This is a genomic window from Nocardia brevicatena NBRC 12119 (genome assembly GCF_000308495.1).
Classification (GTDB): Bacteria; Actinomycetota; Actinomycetes; order Mycobacteriales; family Mycobacteriaceae; genus Nocardia; species Nocardia brevicatena.
On record NZ_BAFU01000058.1, the window covers coordinates 81528 to 103887 of the forward strand.

At 66.7% G+C, this 22360-nt stretch carries 25 protein-coding genes and 1 riboswitch; of the genes, 15 read left to right on the forward strand and 10 right to left on the reverse strand.

All coding sequences use genetic code 11. From position 1 onward, the window contains the following. Positions 1-44: 44 nt before the first annotated feature. The 3 genes from ON20_RS14900 (at position 45) to ON20_RS14910 (ending at position 3028) form a co-directional block, all read left to right on the forward strand. The gene (locus ON20_RS14900; RefSeq protein WP_040836251.1) at positions 45-695 is read left to right on the forward strand and encodes a response regulator; all 651 of its coding nucleotides are present in this window, start codon (positions 45-47) and stop codon (positions 693-695) included. Between the two features lie 60 nt (positions 696-755). Beyond that, the gene (locus tag ON20_RS14905) at positions 756-2510 is read left to right on the forward strand and encodes a sensor histidine kinase (protein WP_040836140.1); all 1755 of its coding nucleotides are present in this window, start codon (positions 756-758) and stop codon (positions 2508-2510) included. Positions 2511-2596: 86 nt separating this feature from the next. Next, positions 2597-3028 (forward strand): DUF302 domain-containing protein, encoded by a 432-nt coding sequence (locus ON20_RS14910; RefSeq protein WP_040836252.1) that lies wholly within the window; start codon positions 2597-2599, stop codon positions 3026-3028. 145 nt (positions 3029-3173) lie between these two features. On the opposite strand, the gene ON20_RS14915 is transcribed toward ON20_RS14910, so the two are convergent. Beyond that, entirely contained in the window at positions 3174-3599 is a 426-nt protein-coding gene (locus ON20_RS14915) for an Hsp20/alpha crystallin family protein (RefSeq protein ID WP_040836141.1), read from the reverse strand. 336 nt (positions 3600-3935) lie between these two features. Between ON20_RS14915 and ON20_RS14920 the strand changes: the two genes are divergently transcribed. The 6 genes from ON20_RS14920 to ON20_RS14945 all read left to right on the forward strand — a co-directional run bounded on the left by ON20_RS14920 (position 3936) and on the right by ON20_RS14945 (position 8243). Beyond that, positions 3936-4964 (forward strand): Acg family FMN-binding oxidoreductase, encoded by a 1029-nt coding sequence (locus tag ON20_RS14920; protein ID WP_040836142.1) that lies wholly within the window; start codon positions 3936-3938, stop codon positions 4962-4964. Positions 4965-5103: 139 nt separating this feature from the next. Then, positions 5104-5193: riboswitch (Fluoride riboswitch) on the forward strand. A 102-nt stretch (positions 5194-5295) separates the two neighbouring features. Then, complete coding sequence (locus ON20_RS14925; protein WP_306306850.1) at positions 5296-5703, forward strand: fluoride efflux transporter FluC; 408 nt, start codon at positions 5296-5298, stop codon at positions 5701-5703. Then, the gene (crcB, locus tag ON20_RS14930) at positions 5700-6065 is read left to right on the forward strand and encodes a fluoride efflux transporter CrcB (protein ID WP_040836143.1); all 366 of its coding nucleotides are present in this window, start codon (positions 5700-5702) and stop codon (positions 6063-6065) included. The genes ON20_RS14925 and crcB overlap by 4 nt, the downstream gene beginning before the upstream one ends. Before the next feature lie 10 nt (positions 6066-6075). Then, entirely contained in the window at positions 6076-6609 is a 534-nt protein-coding gene (locus tag ON20_RS14935) for a universal stress protein (RefSeq protein ID WP_040836145.1), read from the forward strand. Positions 6610-6756: 147 nt separating this feature from the next. Further along, positions 6757-7347, forward strand: a complete 591-nt coding sequence (gene mug, locus ON20_RS14940) for a G/U mismatch-specific DNA glycosylase (RefSeq protein ID WP_051162504.1) — start codon at positions 6757-6759, stop codon at positions 7345-7347. Positions 7348-7559: 212 nt separating this feature from the next. Beyond that, positions 7560-8243: a hypothetical protein gene (locus ON20_RS14945; protein WP_040836255.1), complete on the forward strand. Its 684-nt coding sequence runs from the start codon at positions 7560-7562 to the stop codon at positions 8241-8243. Positions 8244-8514: 271 nt separating this feature from the next. Here the strand turns inward: ON20_RS14945 and ON20_RS14955 are convergent, their stop codons facing one another. Continuing rightward, positions 8515-9774 (reverse strand): acyl-CoA dehydrogenase family protein, encoded by a 1260-nt coding sequence (locus ON20_RS14955; protein ID WP_040836148.1) that lies wholly within the window; start codon positions 9772-9774, stop codon positions 8515-8517. A 192-nt stretch (positions 9775-9966) separates the two neighbouring features. On the opposite strand from ON20_RS14955, the gene ON20_RS14960 reads away from it, so the two are divergent. Further along, positions 9967-10386: a CBS domain-containing protein gene (locus tag ON20_RS14960; protein WP_040836149.1), complete on the forward strand. Its 420-nt coding sequence runs from the start codon at positions 9967-9969 to the stop codon at positions 10384-10386. A 124-nt stretch (positions 10387-10510) separates the two neighbouring features. Next, positions 10511-11185 (forward strand): dienelactone hydrolase family protein, encoded by a 675-nt coding sequence (locus tag ON20_RS14965; RefSeq protein ID WP_438803411.1) that lies wholly within the window; start codon positions 10511-10513, stop codon positions 11183-11185. A 117-nt stretch (positions 11186-11302) separates the two neighbouring features. On the opposite strand, the gene ON20_RS14970 is transcribed toward ON20_RS14965, so the two are convergent. Further along, positions 11303-11638 (reverse strand): hypothetical protein, encoded by a 336-nt coding sequence (locus ON20_RS14970; protein WP_157228860.1) that lies wholly within the window; start codon positions 11636-11638, stop codon positions 11303-11305. A 392-nt stretch (positions 11639-12030) separates the two neighbouring features. On the opposite strand from ON20_RS14970, the gene ON20_RS14975 reads away from it, so the two are divergent. Both ON20_RS14975 and ON20_RS14980 read left to right on the forward strand, forming a co-directional pair. Further along, the gene (locus ON20_RS14975; RefSeq protein ID WP_218002528.1) at positions 12031-12441 is read left to right on the forward strand and encodes a hypothetical protein; all 411 of its coding nucleotides are present in this window, start codon (positions 12031-12033) and stop codon (positions 12439-12441) included. Beyond that, complete coding sequence (locus ON20_RS14980) at positions 12438-12638, forward strand: DUF6186 family protein (protein ID WP_040836153.1); 201 nt, start codon at positions 12438-12440, stop codon at positions 12636-12638. The genes ON20_RS14975 and ON20_RS14980 overlap by 4 nt, the downstream gene beginning before the upstream one ends. An 87-nt stretch (positions 12639-12725) precedes the next feature. Here ON20_RS14980 and ON20_RS39900 read toward each other — a convergent pair whose 3' ends face one another. The 3 genes from ON20_RS39900 to ON20_RS14990 form a co-directional block, all read right to left on the reverse strand. Continuing rightward, positions 12726-12860 carry a hypothetical protein gene (locus ON20_RS39900; protein ID WP_281032875.1) on the reverse strand — a complete coding sequence of 45 codons (135 nt, stop codon included), beginning with the start codon at positions 12858-12860 and terminating at the stop codon, positions 12726-12728. Between the two features lie 82 nt (positions 12861-12942). Continuing rightward, positions 12943-14352, reverse strand: a complete 1410-nt coding sequence (locus ON20_RS14985; RefSeq protein ID WP_040836154.1) for a M1 family metallopeptidase — start codon at positions 14350-14352, stop codon at positions 12943-12945. A 144-nt stretch (positions 14353-14496) separates the two neighbouring features. Continuing rightward, on the reverse strand, positions 14497-15933 hold the full coding sequence (locus ON20_RS14990; protein WP_040836257.1) for an MFS transporter: 1437 nt from the start codon (positions 15931-15933) through the stop codon (positions 14497-14499). Positions 15934-16513: 580 nt separating this feature from the next. On the opposite strand from ON20_RS14990, the gene ON20_RS36455 reads away from it, so the two are divergent. Next, positions 16514-16681, forward strand: coding sequence for a hypothetical protein (locus ON20_RS36455; protein WP_157228861.1), 168 nt, complete (start codon positions 16514-16516; stop codon positions 16679-16681). A 43-nt stretch (positions 16682-16724) separates the two neighbouring features. Here the strand turns inward: ON20_RS36455 and ON20_RS15000 are convergent, their stop codons facing one another. Together ON20_RS15000 and ON20_RS15005 are read right to left on the reverse strand one after the other, a co-directional pair. Then, a complete protein-coding gene (locus tag ON20_RS15000; protein ID WP_051162506.1) occupies positions 16725-18020 on the reverse strand; it encodes an MFS transporter in 1296 nt (431 codons plus the stop codon). 423 nt (positions 18021-18443) lie between these two features. After that, positions 18444-18824, reverse strand: a complete 381-nt coding sequence (locus ON20_RS15005) for a DUF5313 family protein (protein ID WP_040836156.1) — start codon at positions 18822-18824, stop codon at positions 18444-18446. A gap of 205 nt (positions 18825-19029) precedes the next feature. Here ON20_RS15005 and ON20_RS15010 point away from each other — a divergent pair, with 205 nt between their 5' ends. Next, positions 19030-19470: a MarR family winged helix-turn-helix transcriptional regulator gene (locus tag ON20_RS15010; protein WP_040836157.1), complete on the forward strand. Its 441-nt coding sequence runs from the start codon at positions 19030-19032 to the stop codon at positions 19468-19470. Between the two features lie 805 nt (positions 19471-20275). Here ON20_RS15010 and ON20_RS39905 read toward each other — a convergent pair. Next, complete coding sequence (locus ON20_RS39905) at positions 20276-20401, reverse strand: hypothetical protein (protein ID WP_281032876.1); 126 nt, start codon at positions 20399-20401, stop codon at positions 20276-20278. A 42-nt stretch (positions 20402-20443) separates the two neighbouring features. Further along, the gene (locus tag ON20_RS15015; protein WP_040836158.1) at positions 20444-22081 is read right to left on the reverse strand and encodes an AMP-binding protein; all 1638 of its coding nucleotides are present in this window, start codon (positions 22079-22081) and stop codon (positions 20444-20446) included. Between the last annotated feature and the right edge of the window lie 279 nt (positions 22082-22360).

The window sequence follows — 22360 nt, forward strand, 5'->3', positions numbered from 1 at the left end:
GGTCCGTACGCTGGAAATGCTCTTGAGGAGAGGGAGGTGTGCCGGTGATCAGGGTGTTCTTGGTCGACGACCATGAGATCGTGCGACGTGGAGTCGCCGACCTTATCGGCTCGGAACCGGACCTGGCGGTGGTCGGTGAAGCGGCGAACGCCTCCCAGGCGCTGGCCCGCATCCCCGCACTGCGGCCCGATGTCGCGGTCCTCGATGTGCGCCTGCCCGACGGCAATGGCATAGAACTGTGCCGAGAGCTGCTCTCGGCGAACCCGGAGCTGCGATGCCTGATGCTGACATCGTTCACCGATGAACAGGCCATGCTCGATGCGATCCTGGCCGGGGCCGGCGGCTATGTCGTCAAGGATATCGCCGGCCTGCAGTTGATCAGCGCCATCCGTGAGATCGGGGCGGGCAAATCGCTGCTGGACAATCGCGCCGCGGCCGCGTTGATGACCAAGCTTCGTGCCGAGGCCGAAGCCGCGACCGGGCCATTGGCCGCCTTGACCGACCAGGAGCGCACACTGCTCGCATTGCTCGGTGAAGGGCTGACCAACCGGCAGATCGCCGGTCGGATGTTCCTGGCCGAGAAAACGGTGAAGAACTATGTGTCGCGGCTACTGACCAAGCTGGGTGTCGAACGACGCACCCAGGCCGCTGTGCTCGCCTCGAAGCTCAACGCACCCGGCAGGCGGCACGAGTGATACCGGCGCCGAGCGCGGAGAGGTTGGCCAGGGCGCCGGGCCGATGAGACAATGACCATTATGGGATCCAAGGTGTCCGGGGTGGGTGGGCAACCTCCGGTGACCGAGACCCTGTCACAGCTGCGACTCCACGAACTGCTGCGCGAGGTCCAGGACCGTATTGCCCAAATCGTCGACGTGCGCGACCGGATGGACCGACTGATGGAGGCCATGCTGTCCATCACCGCGGGCCTGGACCTGGACGACACCCTCCGGTCGATCGTGCACACCGCCATCGAATTGGTCGACGCCGAATACGGTGCCCTGGGTGTTCGGGAAACCGACAAGACCAGCAACCAACTGGCCGAGTTCATCTATGAGGGCATCGATGACCGCACCCGGGTCCTGATCGGCGATCTCCCCCGCGGCCACGGTGTATTGGGGGTGCTCATAGCAGACCCCAAACCGATTCGCTTGAGCAATATCTCCAGCCACCCGTCGTCGGTCGGCTTTCCGGCCCACCATCCGCCGATGAAAAGTTTCCTCGGAGTACCGGTGAAGGTCCGCGACGAGGTGTTCGGCAATCTCTATCTCACCGAGAAGACCGGCGGACAGGACTTCACCGAGGACGACGAGGTCGTGGTACAGGCGCTCGCCGCGGCGGCCGGTATCGCCATCGAGAACGCCCGGCTCTATGAACAGGCCCGCACTCGGCAACGCTGGCTGGAAGCGACCAGGGACGTGGCCACCGAATTCCTCGCCGGCGGCGAACCCCACGAAGTACTCGACCTCGTCACCGAGCGCGCGCTCTCCCTCACCGGAGCGACCTGCACCTTCATCGCCCTGCCGGAAGACCCCGACCTGCCCCTCGCCGAGGTGAGCGAGCTGATCGTGGTCGCCGCGGCGGGCCAAGGAGAGCACGTCCTACGCGGGAAAAGGTTGTCGCTGTGCGAGTCGTATGTGGGTGAGGTGTTCCGGCACGGACGCATGACCGTCATCGACCGTATCCACGACAGTGTTCGTCCGGAGATCGTTCGTCCGGACATCGCAGCCCGGCTGGGTCCGGCGCTGATGCTTCCGCTGCGAACCAAGGAAACGGTTATCGGTGTGCTCGCGATCGTGCAGCCCGCCGGCACCGCGGTCCTCGACCCCGCCGCCCAGGCCATGATGGCCGTTATCGCCGACCAGGCGGCACTCGCTCTGCAACTGGCCGAAACCCAACGCCGGATGCGCGACCTCGACGTGGTCGCCGACCGCGACCGCATCGCCCGCGACCTGCACGATCACGTGATCCAACGCCTCTTCGCCGTCGGTCTGGGCCTGCAGGGCACGCTCCAGCGCGCCCGCGCCCCCGAGGTGAAGAAACGGCTGACCGAAACCATCGAAGACCTGCAATCCATCGTGGAGGACATCCGGCACTCGATCTTCGACCTGCACCACCACACCACCGTCGGTTCGACCAACTACCGCAAACGGCTGCACGGTCTCGTCACCGAGATGACCGCCGACACCGATCTGCGCACCTCGGTTCGCCTGTCCGGGCCCATGACCGTTCTCGCCCCACCACTGTCCGACGATGTCGAGGCCGTGCTACGCGAGGCGGTCAGCAACGTCGTACGCCATGCCCACGCCACCACGCTATCGATCGACCTGCGCGTCGACGACGAGGTCACCCTCGCCATCACCGACGACGGCCTCGGCATCCCCGCCGACTGCGACCGACGTAGCGGTCTGGCCAATCTGGCGGCACGCGCCGAACAGGCGGGCGGCGCGTGCCGAATCACCGACGGACCGAAAGGCGGCACCATTCTGCACTGGAGTGCGCCCCTGCCCTGACCGGCAATCCCGCCGGCGTGGGCTGTTCGATTGCCGGCCAGGAGGCCGAAGGCCGCATACGCCCGACATCCGGAGAGGAGTCGATCATGAAGCTCGCATTGTCCACCACTGTGCACACCACCTTCGACGAGGCCGTCGCGCGCACCCGGCAAGCACTGTCGGAGCAGGGCTTCGGCGTCCTCACCGAGATCGACGTGAAGGCCACCCTGAAGACGAAAATCGATGAGGACGTGGAGGATTACCTGATACTCGGCGCATGCAACCCGTCGTTGGCGTACCACGCGGTGAACGTGAACCGGCAGATCGGATTGCTACTGCCGTGCAATGTGGTCGTGCGCCGCGACGTCTCCGCCGAGAATGCGGTCCTCGTCGAGGCGATGAACCCCGAGTTGATGGTCGAAGTGACGGACGAACCCGGACTGCGGGAGGTGGCGGCGCAGGCCGTCGACAAACTCCAGGCCGCTATCGATACCCTCGATGTAGGACGTGACCGACCGGAGTCGGCGAGCGAGGGGTGAACAGGTCGAGAAAGCCACCGACGCCGGTCCGCCCGGATGTCTCGCCGCGTGGCGGGTCGGCGTGATCGCTCGGCATTCACACCGCCGACCGGTGCCACGGCTTCTGTGAACCGGGCCGGCCGACCCCGCCGTCGGGGGGTTCGCGCTATTGCTCGGTAGCCTTGACTTCGATTTTCTTGGCAACCTCCTCCGGCTCTCCCATCGGAACCTCGACCGTGAGGATGCCCTTGGTGTATGTGGCCTTGATATCGTCTGCCCGGGCGCCCTGCGGCAACGGGACGGAACGGTAGAAAGAGCCGTAGCTGAACTCCGAATGCCCCTTCTCGGTCTTCCTCTCGGTGCGCTGAGCTTTGATCACCAACTGTCGGCCCTGGACGGACACATCGATGTCCTCGGCGGGATCGACACCGGGGATCTCGGTGCGCACAACGTACCGGCCGTCCTCGACCGCGTCCTCCACCCGCAACAGGTGACTGCCCGACACCGGCGCGAGCCCGGCGGGGGCGAAGGAATTCCACAGATCGTTCAGCTCCGACAGTAGCGACTCACGGTGGGTGGGAAGCAGGCTCATGATGTCTCCTCTGATGACGCAGGATCGGTGATACGCCGATTCCACTCCTCACTCGGCGCCGGGTATAGGGCCCGGCGTAGTCACGGGAATCAACCGGCGGCCGGCCGAGAAGGGACCAAAGTCACTTGTCCCGCCGCCCTCCCACCTTCCGACGCTCTCTCCGTTCCCGGTGCTCGCCGGGATCACCCACGACGGCCGAACAGTATCGGCTCCTGTATGTGGTGCGGACAGAGTCCATCGGCCCGAACCCGCAGTGCTGATCGACCAGGATCCCAGTGCCTCGAAGACCTCCGGCAGGCCCTGGTGGCCCGTATCGGCCCGAATCACACTGGTCGTATGACCGACGACTATGTGCATGCCTTGGATTCTGGGCCCGACCAGGCCGCGCTTCTCGCGGCCATGCGTCTGGCGACGCGCGCTCCGTCGGTGCACAACACCCAGCCCTGGCGGTGGGAATACTGTGACCGACAGTTGCGTCTCTACCGCGATGACGATCGGTCATTGCCCTCGGCGGATCCCACCGGAAGGCAACTCATCATCAGCTGCGGCGCGATGCTCGACCACGTGCGCACCGCGTTCGCCGCGGAAGGCTGGCGCACCGATACCGTACGTCAACCCACCCCGTATCGACCGGACCACCTGGCAACGCTCGTATTTCGCCCCTGGCCGGACCCGCCTTCGGACCTACGGACCCGCGCCGGGATGATCGGCCGCCGTCGCACCGACCGCCTCCCCATGAGCGATCCGGGAGATCTGTCCGACCTCGTCCGCACGGCCCGCTCGCTCACCGAACCATACGATGTCATCGTCGGCGTTCTCGGCACGAATGCCCTGGCCCGGTTGGAGGCGGCCTCCGAACAGTCCACGGCCCTCCGGCGCTACGACATGACGTATCAAACCGAACTGCGCTGGTGGAGCGGACACAAGCGCAGCACCGAAGGCGTGCCGGTCGACGCGCTGATCTCCGAATCCGAGGCGGTACGGGTTCCGGTCGGACGCAAGTTCCCCGCCCACGCTCATTCGGCTCGGCGGGGAGAGCTGGAAGACCAGGCCCGGCTCTGGGTGCTCAGCACACCGGACGACTCCGTTCTCCATTGGCTCCGCACCGGTGAGGCGTTGTCCACGGTCCTGCTCGAATGCACCGCGGCAGGACTGGCGACCTGCCCGATGACGCACATCACCGAACTCCCCACCACCCGACGTGCCGTCATGAATCTCGCCGGCAGTCAAGACCTGGCCCAGGTGGTCGTGCGCGTTGGGCTCGCCCCGGACCATGAGGAACACCCGGTGACACCGCGTAGGCCGCCGTCGGATTTCCTCACGATCCACCCCGATATCTCCACCGCGAACGACAAAGGACTCTGATCGGTAGCCCTACCCCGGGTCGTAATCCCCGCGGAGCAGGCAAGATCAACCTGTGTGGAAGACCGGGACAAGCCCGGTCGCGGTTATGGCCGTCGTGGCACGCGACTCGGTCGACGCGTAGCCGTGGGTGGCGGTTATGCTGTTCGTCGGCGATGGATCTCCGCCGAGACACCCCGGTCGGGATTGTCCGAACCGCCTCACCGCCGGGGCTGATGGTTCCTTCCCCACCAGCGGAAGGAGTCTGCCCAGATGTGGAGACATCCGAACCCCACCCCTGCGTTGTCCGCCGATCGCGAGACCGTGCCGGCGGTCCCCGCACCGCTGCACACGGGTGGGGGCCGTCGCCTTGGTCGGGGTCGGCGGACTGCTCGGCGCCCCGCTGCGCTACCGACTCGGGGTATGGTTTCCCCATCCGAGCGGTGAGTGGCCGACCACGACGTTCGCGATCAACATCACCGGCGCGTTCCTACTGGGATTGTTGTTGGAGGGGTTGACCCGACTCGGTCCCGACACCGGATGGCGCCAACGCGTGCGGCTGGGAGTGGGGACCGGGGTTCTCGGGGCGTTCACCACCTACAGCACCCTGGCCGTGGACACCGATCTGTTGCTGCGCGACCACCACTGGCCGACCGCCGCCGGTTATGCGTTCGGCACGGTGCTGGTCGGGTTGGTGGCCACAGTCGCGGGTGTCGCGCTCGGTACCCGGCTTCGGACGCTGCGATCGGAGTCCCCGCGATGACGACCATGTGGATCGCGGTTGCCGGCAGCGCCGGAGCGATGGCCCGGTTCGTCCTCGACGGCGCGATCAAGCACCGTCGAAGCCCCCGGTTCCCGTGGGCGACCTTCGTGATCAACGTGACCGGGTCCCTCATACTCGGGTTCATCACCGGCCTGGTGCTTTTCCACGGCGCAAGCCGTGACCTCGAGCTGATCCTCGGTGTCGGATTCTGCGGCGGGTACACCACCTTCAGCACCGCCGGCTTCGAAACCGTGCGCCTGATTCAGAGCCAGTACTACACCGCCGCGGCCACCAACGCGGTGGGCAGTCTTCTGATCACCGTCGCCGCCGGCGGTGTCGGCCTGGCACTGGCCGGATTGTGAGGAAACAGCAATGACCGACCACAACGACCGGCCCGCCTCGGACCCCGGCACGGACTGGCGGGCCCCACGCCGCATCGTCGGACCCACCGCCCCCACCGCGGCCCGCTGTCACCTGGTGGTCGGGTTCGACCGTCACCCGGCCGGCCACGCCGCCCTGGACTATGCCATCGACCTCGCCGGCCGCCTCGGTGCTTTCCTGCACGTCGCGCACATCATCGATGCCGACGACCTGCCGATCGATCCCGACTCCGCCGACTGGGAGCAAGCCGTCGCCAACGCCGTAGAACAAGAACGCCGCGACGCGTGCGCCGCACTCGAACAGGCACCCGGTCCCTGGACCTACTACAGCCGCACCGGCAGACCGGCGCAGCTGCTGGCCGGCCTCGCCGAAACCCACGACGCCGAGATGATCATCATCGGCACCTCCCGCGGCGGGCTTGTCTCATTCCTGCAGCGTCTTCTGGGCGAATCTGTATCGACGAACCTGGTCCACCACGCCCACCGTCCCGTGCTACTGGTTCCCGCTCCCACGACCGGTCGATGACCACCCGAGCCATTGCCGGAATAGTCGTCCGCCCGGTTTCGGAAGCGGTCGGCCCATACCGATAGGAGCTGTCCTGATCACCGCATCGGCCTCCGGACCCATCGAGAAGCGAGCACGGATTGCCGGCCGCTCGGGCAGACTGGGCAGATGGCACGTTCCGCTGCGTACCGCCCCACATCGGCCGACCTGGCTGCCGCGGCAGGGAAGACCATTCCCGATGTGCTGGCGCCGGATCTGCGTGTGCTGTTCTGCGGGATCAATCCGGGGTTGTGGTCGGCGGCGACCGGCTATCATTTCGCTCGGCCCGGAAACCGCTTCTGGCCTGCACTGTTCCGATCAGGATTCACTCCGCGAGCGTTCCGCCCCGACGAGCAGGATCAACTGCTCGCGCTCGGACTGGGCATCACGAATGTAGTGCCCCGCGCGACGGCGAAGGCGGACGAGTTGACGACGCAGGAGTTGCGTGACGGCGGCCGTGCTCTCGTCGGACGGGTAAGGCGTTATCGCCCGCGGATTCTGGCGGTTCTGGGCCTGGGCGCCTACCGAACCGCGTTCGGCCGTCCGCGTACCACCGTGGGACGCCAATCGGACGCACTCGACGACACCGAGATCTGGGTGCTTCCCAATCCGAGCGGTCTCAACGCCCACTACACGTCGGACGCGCTGTCCGACGAATTCCGCGCCCTCCGTGAGGAGGCGGAACGCGCTCCCCGCGCCCGTCGCCGTGCGGCCGAGTAGTACCCGGCCGCACGGTATCGGCCGGCGTTTCGTTACCGACCTGGACGCCGCTGTCGCATATCGGTGGCCGAGCACGTCGGCGTATCGGTGGCGACACGAGGCCTGGATAGCGAAGGTGCACGACGTTCACAATGGCACCGAGCGCGCTCTCCTCGACAGTACCGCGGTCGGCCATGCCGCTCTGTCGGACCCCGACGCTAATCTGGCTGATCATGGTCAGCCCTGATACGGCATTGCGCCGCCTCCTGCGCGAAATGGCAAAACTGCTCCAGCGGTATGGATTTCACGGCACCGACCCCACTTGGACGCGAATCGTGCCCGGCGGTGTCGCCTCGGTCGGCCGTACCCGTGTCCTGCGCACATGGACCGATGGACAACAAACCCGCAGCTTCGGCCTGACCCTGAGCGCCACACCCATCCCGTGGTGGGAATACTGCAACTGGCGTAACGCACAACGGGGACTACCGCCTGTCCCCCTGGAAACCGCCACCGGCCCCGATGTGATCGGCGTCCACCCACACTCCGACGAACTCGTCACACCATGGGTCCTGCGACTCGACCCGAACCAGTCCGGACAGCACGCATCGCAAGCCGATATCGACACCATCCGCGCCCAGCTCCCCCGCCGCGTTCACGCCTACGCGCGCAGAGCGCTACAGCTGCTGGAACCGGATCGCTATCTCGACGAACTACTGGCCCGCCCCGACCAAGGATTCCGCACCTGTGAGGCGATAGTCGTCCTGCTCGCCGACCGCGGCCCAGGGCCGCAACTCGACGAGGCGATACACAGTCTCCGACAGTGCGGCGCGGAAGAGGCGCCCACCCACGTGGAAGAGGTGCTCGCCTATGCCCGCTACCGCGCCGACCGACCGGCCGACCGCGTGGCGGAGGCATGACCGGACACTCGAAATCTCCTCTGTTCTCGTACCGTCGGCGCTCCTTCGGGCGACGACCGTGATACCGACGGAACCCCGGGGCGGTGACGTGCCGGGTATCGCGGTGTGCTCGCCGACCGTACTACCGATGGCCGACCGAACCGGACAGGCCAGTCGGTACCCAACGGATACGGCTCCGGCACCGACAGCTTTTGTTGCCCCGCGAAGTCGCCGAACACCGTGAACGCGGCCTCGTCGTCGGCGGTGCCGCCGGTGACGGGCACGCGTCGACTTATCGGCTCACTCCGTATCGACCGAGCTCGAGTCGCGCCACCATCCCGAGGTGTACCTCGTCGGGCCCGTCGGCCAACCGCAGGGCCCGGGCGTTGGTCCAAGCACCGGCGAGCGGGAAATCGTCGGTCAGGCCGGCGCCGCCGTGGAGCTGGATCGCGAAGTCGATCACCTGCTGAGCCATTCGGGGCGCGGCCACCTTGATCTGGCCGACCTCGCTGAGCGCGTTGAGCGGACCACCGGTGTCCAGCTTCCACGCGGCGTCGAGGATCAGCAGACGCGTAGAGCTGATGGCGATGCGGGCCTCGGCGATCCGCTCGCGATTGCCGCCGAGGTCGACCAGCGGCTTGCCGAAGGCCACCCGCTCGCCGCCTCGGCGGCATGCCAGCTCCAGCGCCTTCTCGGCCAACCCGACCAACCGCATACAGTGATGCACACGCCCCGGACCCAGGCGACCCTGGGCGATTTCGAACGCTCGGCCGGGACCGGCGATGACATTGGCGAGAGGTACCCGCACATCGGTGAACGTCACCTCGCCGTGGCCGAGCGGCTCGTCGTGAAACCCCATCGTCGACAGCATCCGCACCACCTCGACGCCCGGCGTGTCGCGGGGCACCAGCACCATGGAGTGTCGGCGATGGCGGTCGGCGTCGGGGTCGGTGAGCCCCATGACGATAAGGATCCGGCAGTCCGGGTGGCCGAGGCCGGTGGAGAACCATTTGCGGCCGTTGAGCACCACCTCGTCGCCATCCACGACCGCGGTGAGCTCCATGGTAGTGGCGTCGCTGGAGGCCACACCGGGCTCGGTCATACAGAACGCGCTACGAATACGACCGTCGAGCAGCGGATCGAGCCACTCGTCGCGTTGCTCCTGGTTGCCGTAGCGGAGCAGCACCTCCATATTGCCGGTGTCCGGCGCGTTGCAGTTGAACACCAGCGGCGCGAGGAACGAACGGCCCATCTGCTCGGCGACCGGCGCGTAATCGACGTTCGTGAGCCCCGCGCCCCCGTCGGTGCCATACCGCTCGGCGTAGGGCCCCTCGTGCCCGGCGGGCAGAAACAGATTCCACAGCCCCTGCTCCCGGGCCTTCCGCTGCAGCTCGGCGATCACAGGCAGCGGCTGCCACGGGTCGCCCCCGGATACGCGGGCCCGGGCGATCGTGCGATGGTATTCGTGCTCCACCGGCTCGATTTCGGTCTCGACGAACACACGCACACGATCGCGGAGGTCGGAGGCGCGCGGAGAGAGGGCGAAATCCATGGTTGCAGGCTAGAACCTTATTGAGCATTACTCAATAACATGTCCGCCGGCTCCCACCTCCGTATCTCAAACGAGGGTGACCTGCCCGCGGCGCATGCGTGGACGGTGTACGCCGGTGTGAACGTGTATCCGCCATTGTCGTGGGTAGCCGCGAACGGAACGCAATCACACCTACCACCCAGGAGGATCCCAATGGTTCAGTACGTGCGCGACCTCATGACCACCCACCCGGTGACGTTGGCTCCGGACACACCGGTCCGACAGGCGGCCCAGGCGATGCGCGACAACGACATCGGCACCGTACTCGTCGTGGACGACGACCGGGTGCAAGGGATCGTCACAGACCGTGACCTCGTCGTTCGTGGCCTTGCCGACCGGAACGATCTGTCCGACTGCCATCTGCGTGACGTGTGCAGTGCGCATGTGGTCACCGCCGCCCCTGATGAGGACGCCGACAGCGCCATCCGACGGATGCGGGAGAGTTCCGTTCGCCGTATCCCGGTCGTGGAAAACGGGCACCCGGTCGGAATGCTCTCGATCGGTGACGCCGCCATCGACAGGGACTCCGGCTCCGCACTCGCCGATATCAGCGCCGCTCGGGGTAATACCTGAGTCGAGCCCGGCGGTCATCAGGCTCGGTGTGCGACACCGGGCCGACCGGCAGTCGATGCTTGCCCGGACAGCCCGGCCGTCGGGGCAAGGACAGGGGGAGAACTCGGAGGAGGTGGCGAACGCGGTGTTTGTCGATGAGGACGTGCGAATCCCACTGGACGGTATCCATCTCGAGGCCTGGTTGTGTCAACCGACCCGGTCCGGCGGCATCGTCGTGTTCGCACACGGTAGCGGCAGCGGTCGACACAGTCCACGCAATCGGCACGTGGCCGCCGTGCTGCAGCAGGCCGGCCTCGGCAGCGTTCTGCTCGACCTGCTCACCCCCGAGGAGGAACAACATGACCTGCGCACCGGCGAGCTGCGCTTCGACATCCCGCTGCTCGCCGGACGTCTCGCGGGGACCGTGGATTGGCTGGCCGACCAACCGACAACCGGCCAGAACCCGATCGGCCTCTTCGGCGCCAGTACCGGCGCCGCGGCCGCACTCGTCACCGCCGCGGAGCGCCCCGCCGCTGTCCACGCCGTCGTCTCCCGGGGCGGGCGTCCCGACCTGGCCGGCGACGCGCTCACCCGCGTGCGAGCACCGACTCTGCTGATCGTCGGCGGACACGACGAAACTGTCCTCGACCTCAACCGGCGGGCCCTGCGACGTATGTCCATCGCCCCCAGACTGGAGATCGTGCCGGGTGCCACCCATCTGTTCGCAGAACCCGGGACCCTCGACCAGGTCGCCCGGCTCGCCACCGACTGGTTCCTGAACAATATCGGCACCGCGCCCACGACACCCCCGACATCCTGAGCTGTTGGTTCGGCACCAGGACGGTGTCCCTCGCCGGCCTCGTATCGAAGTCCCCGGCCCGTCCGGAGGGCAGGCGGGTTGTCGCGGTGCGGACGTCACCGGCAGCGGCCTCGGAACTCAGGCGGGGAGATGAGTGCGGATAACCGTGGCATGGGTGTGCAGGACGGCGGGCATCGTGTCGATGGGGACGGTATCGGCAGCATGGTCGATGACGAAGGCGGTATCGGCCCGGCGCAGAGTGAGGTCGTAGCCGACGAGCGGGTGGTCGAGTACCGACAGCACATGCGTCCAGTGGTCGATATCGATGCGGACGGCGAGCTCGTCGAGCGCGGCGGCGACCTGGGCCCGCGTACCGGTATGGCAGACACTCCACCACGGGTGTCGACCGGCAGGCCAGGTGATCTGCACCTGGCAGTCCAGCCATCCGGTTCGAGCCTCCTCGGAGCGCCTCACCTACGCTATTTTCCCCGCCTCGCCCGGCTCGCGCCGCAACCGGATACATACTCGGCGTTTTCCGTCTCGTCTGTCTCACCCGGCGTATGGCATCGATGAGTCCGGCCGCCGGCGTAAGGGTCGGCGCCTCGGTTGGGTAGGAGCGAGCGGACAGGCACCTCGGAGCTCCCGCGGTGCCTGTTCGAGGCCCGCCCGGCAACGGGTGGCTCCGGCGTGGCCGAGGGGAGAGTGCGGATGGACGAGGCGGGCATGCTCGGGTGAACCCTCATGCGGGTACGTCACGAACCGCGCGGGATAAGGGCAACTCCGATGAGATCACCGAGCGGGGCGTCCATACAAGCAGATGACGTTCGGGTTCGGCGATCCCGAGGCAGCGGCGGTACCCTGCGACTGTGACGGCGAAGTCGGTCCCGGCCCGCGGCTCCCGATGGCGGTGGGCAGCGGTGCTGACAGCGTGGGCCGGGACGGCCGGTGTGGGGGCGATGACATGTCCATTCGGATGGGCGGCAACGGCTTTGGTAGTATCAATCACCGCCGTCGCCCTGGCGCGTGCGGCGATCCCCCGGCCGGGTTCCGCACCGGGGGACCGTCGGCTGGGTAACGGTCTGATGCTGTGGTCGTCCCTGGCGGCTGCCGTGGTGGCATGGGAGCTGTTCGCGTTGGCACGGCAACCGGAATGGCACCGACCCAGCCCGTCCGCTCCGACGCTGTCCACACTGCTGGACCCCGTGCTCGAGCACGGGCCGGGGCGGTGGGTGGGCTGGCTGCTGTGGCTGGCGGTAGGGTGGCGGTTGCTGCGATGAGCGATCGCACCCTGATCGTCATCGGCTTCGCTGCGCTCTTGGCGGCGACGTGCGGCGCGGCCCTGACAGCGCGTCTGCGCCGGGACCGAATCGCCACGCTCGGCGAGGTCGTGGATTACCTGATGCGCAAGCGCGTGGCGCGTATCCTTACCGTCCTCGTGTGGGCCTGGCTGGGATGGCATTTCCTCGCGAGATAGCATTCGAACTCATCCGACGAATCGCTTACCGAACGGAGCTTCTCGGCACCCGTTGGGGAAGTCCGCCGAACCGCTGATCGGTGAAGCTCACGCCACGGCCACGGAGCGGGAACCATGCCGGCCGATGACATACAGGCGTAAATTGTCGTCCAGGCCGAACGCGCAGGCGAAGGCGCCGTGCTCGATGTCGACGCCGGCCGGCACTTCACCGCCTTCGTGCACTCGGACACAGTGCTGGTTGCCCCCGTCGACATACGACTCGGCCGCTACCCCGGACCACTCCGCTACCGAAGGCCGGCGATGCTCAGGCGCGCAACGATCCAGGGTACAAGTATGCCGGCGCGGGAATGGCCTCGTGATCGAGCCAGGCCTCGAAGAAGGCCGTCAGGTCGACGCCGGTGCGTGACTGCACGAACCGCCGGAACTCCGGCATCGACGCATTGCCGTAGGCGTGCGTTTGCACGAAATCCCGCGCCGCGCCGAAGAACACGGCGTCGCCGACGAACCGGCGCAGGGCATGCAGGAACAACGGACCGCGATAGTAGACAGCCGTGAACTCCCTTCCCGCCCCGGGGTCCTGCAGCGGGATCTTCCAGAACTTCGGTTCGTCCAGACGCTCGGCGACGGTCTTGCGATACAGCGCGTCGACATCGGCCCCCTCTTTGCGCTCCGGCCACAGATAGTCGGCGGTGTAACTGGCGAAGCATTCGTTGAGGCAGATGTCCGACCACCGCCGCACCGATGTCGAATCCCCCCACCACTGGTGGGTGTTCTCGTGGACGACGGTGTCGAGGTTTGCCCATGGCGCGTAGATAGGGCGCGTCTGGGTCTCCAGGGAGAAGTTCAGGTCGGTGTCGACGTAGATCCCGCCCGCGCTCTCGAACGGGTAAGGGCCGTAGAGGGATTCGAGGAAGTCCAGCACCTCGGGCAGGCGCCGCTCCAGGTCCCGTCCCCGACCGGAGCCGGGGGCGAAGGCACTGATCAGCGGCGTGCCGTTGGCGCGGGCCTGATAGAGAAAGTCGAAGTGACCGATCGCGACCGTCGTCAGATATCCGACCGTCGGACGCCGCGACTCCCATTCCACGGTGCGGTTCGGACCGTCGACCACGTCGCGCACGCGCAAACCATTCGATACCGCCTGCCACTCCCGCGGAACGCTCACCCGCACATCGAAAGTGGCCTTGTCGGTGACAGTGTCGTTGAGCGGATACCAGGCGGCGGCCGAATGCGGTTCCCCCGCCACGAACGCCCCGCCGCCGGGCGAGAACGTCCACCCGCGGCCCGGATTCTCCATGATGGCTCCTGCGTATTCAACGGTCACGGTGAACGGCAGCCCCGGCAGCACGGGCAGCCCCGGGGACACGCTCACCTTGTGTTCACCGTGGCGGACGAACCCGGCGGGCAGGTTGTTCACCGTCACCCGGAGTATCTGCGGCCCGTTGAAATCCAGATCGAACATCCGCATCCCCTGGGTGGCCACCGCATCCAGGCGCACGGTCCCGGCCAGATGGCGGCTCGGCGGGTCGTAGGAGATCGCGACATCGTAGTGCTCGACCTGGTAACCGCCATTGCCGTCGTCCGGATAGTACGGATCCCCGAGGCCCGAGGAACCGACGAACGGGTCCGTAAGCGGCTGCGCCTGCGCGGATGTTGCGAAAACACTCGCGACCAGCACGGCCGCGGTCGACCATCGCACCCGAGTGCGCAGTCCCATGCGACGAACCACCCCTTCCGGCACGATATGCGAACAAGGAGCCGATGCTAACCCGCGCATACGCCGCGGATGATCACGCCTCGCCGAGTATCGAACGCCCGCCCCGCCGCTCCCACTTCGCAACAGAACCCGAGCGACGCCGGCTCAGCCGGTGCGCCGCGAACTCAACGGGTCGGCAATGCTTTCCAGAGACCGACCCTCGGCTCGTACACCGAGGAACAGCTCGACGACTCCGCCGAGCATCATCATGACCGCGCCGATGGTGAAGGCCAGCGCGGTACGGCCGGCGTCGCCGTCGCCGGTGAGCTCCGCGAAGACCAACGGGCCCGCGATACCGCCCGCGGCGGTGCCCACGGCGTAGAAGAAGGCAATGGCCATGGCCCTGGTCTCCATCGGGAAGATCTCGCTCACCGTGAGATACGCGGAACTGGCGCCGCACGAGGCCACGAACAGCACCACGGTCCAGCACGCGGTGAGCGTGACGGCGGTGAGATCGCCGCGCACCAGCAGTACGGCGGTGAGCAACAACAGAATTCCCGATCCCAGGTACGAGCCCCCGATCATGGGTTTGCGACCGATGGTGTCGAAGTAACGGCCGAGCACCAGCGGCCCGAAGAAGCTGCCCAGACACATGACGGCGTAGAAGTAGCCGGTGCGGTCGCTGGGCACGTCGAACAATTCGCCGAGGATGACCGCGAAATTGAAGGTGACCGCATTGTAGAGGAACGCCTGCCCGACGAAGAGTGCCAGTCCGAGCGTGCTGCGGCGCGGGTACTTGCGAATCATGACCGACGCGATCTCGCCGAACCCGGTGGAGCGGCGTTGCCGCACCTCGATGGTCTCCTCGACGGCCGGCAGGTCGGCGCCGGTCTCCCGGCGCACCTGTTCCTCCACCTCGTCGACCAGGTCCTCGGCCTGCCGGTCGCGGCCGTGGATGAACATCCATCGCGGGCTTTCCGGCACGTGCCGCCGCACCGCCAGCACCAGCAGGGCGAAGATCACGCCGATCCCGAACATCGCGCGCCAGCCGATATTCGGCGCGAACAGTTCCGGATTCAGCGCGACCACCGAGAGCAGCGCGCCGCCGGACGCGCCCAGCCAATAGGTGCCGTTGATGACGATGTCGACGCGGCCGCGGTATTTGCTCGGAATCAGTTCGTCGATCGCGGAATTGATGGCCGCGTACTCGCCGCCGATGCCGAGCCCGGTGAGAAACCGGAACAGCACGAACCACCAGACCGAGAAGGAGAACGCAGTCATGGCGGTGGCCGCCAGATACACCACCAGCGTGATGATGAACAGCCGTTTTCGGCCATAGCGGTCGGTCAGCCGGCCGAACAGCAGGGCGCCGCTACACGCGCCCGCTACATACATGGCGGCCGCCGCTCCGGACACCTGCGCCGAGGAGATGGCCAGGCCACTGTCCGGTTCGGACAGTTTCGCCGCGATGCTGCCGACGACGGTGACCTCGAAACCGTCGACGATCCACACCGATCCCAACCCGATCACGATCATCCAGTGCCAGCGCGCCCAGGGCAGACGATCGAGCCGGGCCGGGATCCGGGTGCGCACCGTGGTCATGCCGCAGCTTTTCCCCCTGCCGAGGTCCGCAAACCCGGGCGCGCTACTCGTCCGCCGGCGTCGCTTCGGAATGCGCTCGTCCCGTTGACGTTCCGCACCCACGGCAGCCGCGGCGCTGTGGTCGCCGACTCCGATACCACCGGATCGCACGGTGCCCTGGGTGGATTCGACGACGGCAACACCGGGTTTCGGACCGGCCACGACGAGGTGTTCGACGCCGGGGGTGGTTGTATAGATGCGGCCCTCTGGCTACTTCCTGACACCGACTCCAGTATCCATGGATCCGTCAATGTAAAGACATCAATGCTCCCGCGATCCGACATGTGGTGCCATGGGGCGGGGCCCGGGTGGCCCGAGAAGGATCAGGCGCGCGCCAGAACACGCGAGACCGCATGACCGAATCGGGAAGCGCCACGTACAGGCGACATGCGGGCGGCTCGCCTCGATACCCGCACGGAATGTGACATCGTCCACAGTCGACCCGGGGACCTCCAAGCGGGCGAGCAAGGCGGCCGGATGCGGAATCTTCGTGCCGGCCGACACCATGCCGGCGTGGTGCGCGGTGGCGGAATGAAACCCGGTGAGCGCGCTTGGCGACGCGCCGCACGGATCGCTCGGCGCGCCCGGCGTGGTGGCGGACGACGTGGCGTGGCCGCTGCGCCACCCGGTCGCGGCGTCGCTCGCAGGGATTGTGGCGATCATGACCGTGCCTGCGGCCTCGCGCTCGTACCGCACAGCATGGCCCTAGTGGCACCCGGTCCTCAGGAGCGTGACCGGCTCACACCGGCCCGTCAGGCGGTGGCCTGCGACACCGGCGGGACCGGCAAGGGGTCTCCGATGGCGTCACGCAGCCGCGCTCGCGTGGCGCGATCGGCGATGTACAGGCCGATCACGGCGAACAGGCACACCGTGGCCGACGCGGTGAACGTCGCGAAGACGCCGTGCGCTCCGCGCGTCGCGATCGCGGCGCCACCGAGTACGGGTCCCAGGAACGCCCCGATGAACGAGGTGCCGTTGGACCAGCCCAACGCGGTGGCGCGGACGGGCAGCGGGAAGATATCCGCAGTGGTGGTGTGCACGAGATTCATCGTCGAGTGCCCGCCGATCCCCATCAATGCCACGCACACGACCGTGGTCACCACGGAGGTCGGCAGGACCAGCATGCCGACCAGTCCCCCCAGTGTGCACGCACCGGTGGCGACGGCGATCAGCGCCGGCCCGCGACGGTCGGCCGCCCAGGCCGTGACGAACGAGCCGGCCACCGCCGCTCCGGTCAGCGTGAAGCCGAACAGCAGCGCTACCGACAGTGCGTAGCCCAGTTCGACCATGGCTTGTGTCGCCCATACGTTCAGGCCCTGCCAGGCCACCATGTTCGCGATCGCGCATACGGCGATGATCGCTGTCGCCCCGAGCCCGCGCCCGGAGAACATGGTGCGGAGTTTTCGGTGCGTCGACCACATCCGGCCCGCCACTTCCTGCGGAGTGTCGGCCGGGATCGTCATGACCGCCACGGCGATCATGATCAGCATCGCGGTGCCCGCGCCGACGAAGAACATCGGCCGCCAACCGAATGCGGGCAGAATCGGGATGGCCAGTAGTGCCGCCACGACACCCCCGAGGGGAATTCCGGCCATGGTGATCGTGACGACCACCGACGCGCGCTTCGCGGCCGAACTGTTGCGGGCCGTGGTCATGGCCGTCGTCAATGACCCGCCGATACCGAAACCGGTGACGAATCGCGCGACCGCCAAGGTGACCACATTGACCGCCGAGCCGGTCAGGAGCGCGCCGAGAGCGAACAACCCGATCGCGGTCAGCAATACGCGCTTGCGGCCGATGCGATCGGCAACCCCCGGAGCTGTCACCGACCCCAGGATCGCGCCGATGTAGACGAGACCACCGACCAGGCCGGTCTGCTGATCGGTCAAACCCAGTGCGGCGTCGTCCAGCAGGAGCGGAACGACGGAACCGTACACGATGAGATTGAAGCCCTCGATCACGGTGATGAACATGCACAGGACGACGACCCCGGGATGGGATCGGATTTCGGATGCCCCGGTGATACGCGGCATTGCGGTCGGTGGCATTGGCAGCCTCCAGTCTGGCGAGCGACGAGACCCGTTCGGCACGAGTGACACACGACATTCTGAAGGACGAATACGATCCGAGTAACCCGATACTTTCCGGAATTCGGGGTGGCGAGTTCTGTCCCGGAGTTCGAGACGCGGACCGTGACCGGCGCCGTCCCGTACAGCATCGAGCTGTACAACGGTATGCACCGCCGGCGCAACGATGCCGGGTGGACACCGGGGGGATATCGACTGGAGCGGCCTCGGCGAAGCCGGTGGGAGCGATCCGTATTTCTTCGGCCGGTCCGACCCGGAGGACGTGTTGGGTCGGACCGTCGCCGACCCGGCCGTCCCGGGCGCGATTCGCGCAGAAGTGCCGGGCGGAACGAATCTCATATACCGGCTGCATCCACCGATACCGCGGACGCTCGGTCGAAGGGTCTACGCCCTGCCGTGTCGACGTTCGTACGCCAGGCGTTCCTCGGCGTCGCGCCGACGTTCCTCCGCGTCCGCGAGCGCGGGATCGAGGCCGTGTTTGACCAGGCGATGGCGCCGGTAGACGTATATCAGCGCGATGGTGAAGTAGACCAACGGCAGATACAGCAACCCCATCATGGACAGTTGCATCCACAACGGGCCCGGCAGCAGCAGAAACAGGCACAGCGGCAGAATGACCGGTATCAAGAAGCGCGCCAGGTAGCGGCGGGTCGCTCCCGGCCCGGTGAGGTCGTGGATCACCCAGTCCGCCATCTCGGGCGGCAGTGTTGCGCCGCAGATGTAGCGGATCCGTTGAATGACTGTCGGTTTCGTTCGAGAACCCATCATCGGCTCCCCTCGGTCCTCGCCGTCCCGGGACAGGCGATCGGCAGCATCACCGGCCTCTTTTAGTTGCACACTAACGTATCGTACACTAACTATTGTCACGCAACCGGCCCGGACCGAGAGCTCACAAACGCCCCGACGAACACTTGGCCAGGGCGCGAACCATTACCGTGGCATCCGGTTGACGCCTGTGAGGAGTGTGCACATGGATACCGCGACGGACGATCCCCTGCGGCTGGATCGGCAGGTGTGTTTCGCGCTGGCGCTGGCCAACCGCGCCGTGCTGGCCATCTACCGCCCCTTGCTGGAGCCGCTGAAACTCACCCACCCCCAATATCTGGTGATGCTCACGTTGTGGAGTGACGCACCGCTGTCGGTGAAAGAAATCGGCGAACTGCTGCAGCTGGATTCGCCGACCCTGTCCCCTCTGCTCAAGCGACTCGAGGCATTGGACTACATCACCCGCACTCGAGACCCCCGCGACGAACGCAACCTGGTCATCGACCTCACACCCACCGGTCGGGCCCTGCGCGCCGAGGCCGAGAAGATCCCGCCGGCGGTGGTCGAACGACTGGGCGTCGGCCTCGACGACCTCGAGGAGCTACACACCGTCCTCACCCGCGTGAACCAAGCCGCCCGCCGATAGCGGCGGGTCCTGAAGCCCGACACGAGTACCGTCCCCTCCTCTCGACGCTGCGGGCGGGCAGCGCCATAGTTCCGGTGACAGCCGATCCGACCGAACGGGCGTCGACCAGCGTGTGGAACGCACGGCCGGCGGTACCCGGAGGTGTGTCCGTAAACGAGCCCGCCATCGCGAGCCCGTAATCGGCCGCGAATTCGCGGCATTCGGATTCGTCGGCTATACGGGACGGGTCGCGCGGAGAGACAAGCGCAACGAATACGCCCACCGACGTATGCCGTAGCGTTCGGCGTCGGCACCGACATGTCGCAGACCCGGCGCCTCGTGAACGGCGGTCGCGAGAGGTTACGCGAGACCCCCGAAACGTGTCCGATTCGCCCCGGTTGGCGCTCGCAGAAAACCTTCCGAGCCGTGTACGGCCCGACTGCGCCTCATCATTCCTCCGCACCGGCTTTGGCGAGATCGAGCCGGGTGCGAACCGCACCACTCGCGCAGGCGATAACCATGAGCCCACCCGCGAACGTGAGCCGGCCGATGTGTTCCCCGAGCAGCAGTGCTGCCCAGCAAATGCTCGGCCGGCGTAAGAACACAGCCCACCACCATTCGGCGAGCCAACGGCTCGGCGCCGGATTTCCGGCGGATACTCCCCTATCCCCCACAGAACTCAATCTCACGGGACTCGGTATGAGCGGACGTATCATCGGCCGGTTGTGGTCGCACGCCGAGCAAGCAAGTGAGCCCATTTCGCGCAATCCATCGCAAAGGCATTCTTGCACAACATCTCTCACGGCGGATACTGAGATGCGCGACCTCACCCGGCCGCCGCCGTCGAGCGGTTCGACTGCTCGACGTGCTCCGCGCCGGCGGGCAACAGCCGCCGAACCCACGGCGGCGAGACCGACACCGAGTAACGCATCCGCAGATCGACTACTGCCATTCGGGTGACGACTCGCACCCGACCGCACGGCGGCATATCCGCTCACCCGCAGGCACCGCTTTCGATCAGCGCCGGCGCCTGCTCCCGCATCTGCACCTTGCGCACCTTCCCGGTGACGGTCATCGGGAATTCGTCCACCACATACACGTAGCGCGGAATCTTGTAGTGCGCCAGTTTTCCCACGCAGAACCGGCGCAGCGACTCGGCGTCGAGCGCGGGGGCGCCCTGGCGCATCCGGATCCAGGCCATCAACTCCTCGCCGTATTCGGCGTCCGGGACACCGATCACCTGGGCGTCGAGAATGTCGGGGTGGGTGTAGAGGAACTCCTCGATCTCCCGGGGGTAGATGTTCTCGCCGCCGCGGATCACCATGTCCTTGATCCGACCGGTGATGGCCACGTAGCCGTCCTCGTCCATCACACCGAGGTCGCCGGTGTGCATCCAGCGGGCGGCGTCGACGACTTCCGCGGTCTTCTCCGAATCCTCCCAATAGCCGAGCATGACCGAATAACCCCGGGTGCACACTTCCCCGGGCTCGCCGCGCGGCAGCGTGCGGCCGGTATCCGGGTCGATGATCTTGATCTCCAGATGCGGGCCGACCCTACCTACCGTCGCCGTGCGCTGCACGATGCTGTCGTCAGGCCTGGTCATGACCGAGACCGGTGATGTCTCGGTCATGCCGTAGCAGATGGTCACCTCGTTCATCCCCATTCGCTCGATGACCTGCTTCATCACCTCCACCGGGCACGGCGACCCCGCCATGATCCCGGTCCGCAGCGTGGTCAGCCGGTAATCGTCGAACCCGGGGTCGGCGAGTTCGGCGATGAACATGGTCGGGACACCGTACAGCGAGGTACACCGCTCGGCTTCCACGGCGGCAAGCGTGACCGCGGGGTCGAACGCCGGGCCCGGGATCACCATGGTGGCGCCATGGCTCGTGCAGGCCAGGTTGCCCATCACCATGCCGAAGCAGTGATAGAACGGCACCGGAATACAGACGCGATCGCGATCGGTGTAGCCGCAGATCTCGCCGACGAAGAACCCGTTGTTGAGGATGTTGTGGTGGCTCAGGGTCGCGCCCTTGGGGAAGCCGGTGGTGCCTGAGGTGTATTGGATATTGATCGGATCGTCCGCTGAAAGCTCGGCCTGCGCGGCGGCCAGGGCGGCGGGATCGGCCGCGCGGCCCGCCGACAGCAGGGCCGACCAATCCGCACCGCCGAGGAAAACGATCCGCTCCAGGGCCGGGCACCGCCCGCGCACCTCCTCCAGCATGGCGGCGTAGTCCGAAGTCTTGAACGACCGGGTCGAGACGACCATCCGGATACCGGCCTGCCGGAGCACGTACTCCAGTTCGTGCACCCGGTAGGCGGGATTGACAGTGACCAGGATGGCACCGATCTTCGCCGTCGCGTACTGGACGAAAACCCATTCGGGGCAGTTGGGCGCCCAGATACCGACCCGGTCACCGCTACCGATCCCGGCGGCGAGCAGACCCGCGGCGAGTGCGTCGATCTCCTCGGCGAGGGCGCGGTAGGTCCACCGCCGTCCGCCGGCCATGTCCACCAGTGCATCGTTGTCGGGAAAGGCGGCCACGGTGCGATCGAAATTGTCGCCGATCGTATCCCCGAGCAGCGGGACGTCCCATGCGCCGGAGCTATAGCTGATCTGGTGCGTGCTCATGAAGAGATGGTGATCCAGGTCACCATTTCGGGTCTACCCCCGAACGGGGGTGATCCACACAGTTGCCGGCAGGCACTCTACCGATTCGCCATCGGCCCAGACCCTGACTTGAGGAGGCGAACATTTCGACACTATGGTCACAGCGTCGACCCGGGCAGACGCGACCGTATCGCTGCAGACCGGGCCAAGCGTCACCCAGTGCCGATTCCATCAGGCGGAGTGAGATTTTGACCACGCATCCCTTTTCCGAAGCCGTCGGACAGCATTCCGCTGCCCCCG

Coding starts and splice junctions, on each gene's coding strand:
- ON20_RS14905 (WP_040836140.1), top strand. CDS start 756: ATGGGATCCAAGGTGTCCGGGGTGGGTGGGCAACCTCCGGTGACCGAG.
- ON20_RS14910 (WP_040836252.1), top strand. CDS start 2,597: ATGAAGCTCGCATTGTCCACCACTGTGCACACCACCTTCGACGAGGCC.
- ON20_RS14915 (WP_040836141.1), bottom strand. CDS start 3,599: ATGAGCCTGCTTCCCACCCACCGTGAGTCGCTACTGTCGGAGCTGAAC.
- ON20_RS14920 (WP_040836142.1), top strand. CDS start 3,936: ATGACCGACGACTATGTGCATGCCTTGGATTCTGGGCCCGACCAGGCC.
- crcB (WP_040836143.1), top strand. CDS start 5,700: ATGACGACCATGTGGATCGCGGTTGCCGGCAGCGCCGGAGCGATGGCC.
- ON20_RS14935 (WP_040836145.1), top strand. CDS start 6,076: ATGACCGACCACAACGACCGGCCCGCCTCGGACCCCGGCACGGACTGG.
- mug (WP_051162504.1), top strand. CDS start 6,757: ATGGCACGTTCCGCTGCGTACCGCCCCACATCGGCCGACCTGGCTGCC.
- ON20_RS14945 (WP_040836255.1), top strand. CDS start 7,560: ATGGTCAGCCCTGATACGGCATTGCGCCGCCTCCTGCGCGAAATGGCA.
- ON20_RS14955 (WP_040836148.1), bottom strand. CDS start 9,774: ATGGATTTCGCCCTCTCTCCGCGCGCCTCCGACCTCCGCGATCGTGTG.
- ON20_RS14960 (WP_040836149.1), top strand. CDS start 9,967: ATGGTTCAGTACGTGCGCGACCTCATGACCACCCACCCGGTGACGTTG.
- ON20_RS14980 (WP_040836153.1), top strand. CDS start 12,438: ATGAGCGATCGCACCCTGATCGTCATCGGCTTCGCTGCGCTCTTGGCG.
- ON20_RS14985 (WP_040836154.1), bottom strand. CDS start 14,352: ATGGGACTGCGCACTCGGGTGCGATGGTCGACCGCGGCCGTGCTGGTC.
- ON20_RS14990 (WP_040836257.1), bottom strand. CDS start 15,933: ATGACCACGGTGCGCACCCGGATCCCGGCCCGGCTCGATCGTCTGCCC.
- ON20_RS15000 (WP_051162506.1), bottom strand. CDS start 18,020: ATGCCACCGACCGCAATGCCGCGTATCACCGGGGCATCCGAAATCCGA.
- ON20_RS15005 (WP_040836156.1), bottom strand. CDS start 18,824: ATGGGTTCTCGAACGAAACCGACAGTCATTCAACGGATCCGCTACATC.
- ON20_RS15010 (WP_040836157.1), top strand. CDS start 19,030: ATGGATACCGCGACGGACGATCCCCTGCGGCTGGATCGGCAGGTGTGT.
- ON20_RS39905 (WP_281032876.1), bottom strand. CDS start 20,401: ATGGCAGTAGTCGATCTGCGGATGCGTTACTCGGTGTCGGTCTCGCCG.
- ON20_RS15015 (WP_040836158.1), bottom strand. CDS start 22,081: ATGAGCACGCACCAGATCAGCTATAGCTCCGGCGCATGGGACGTCCCG.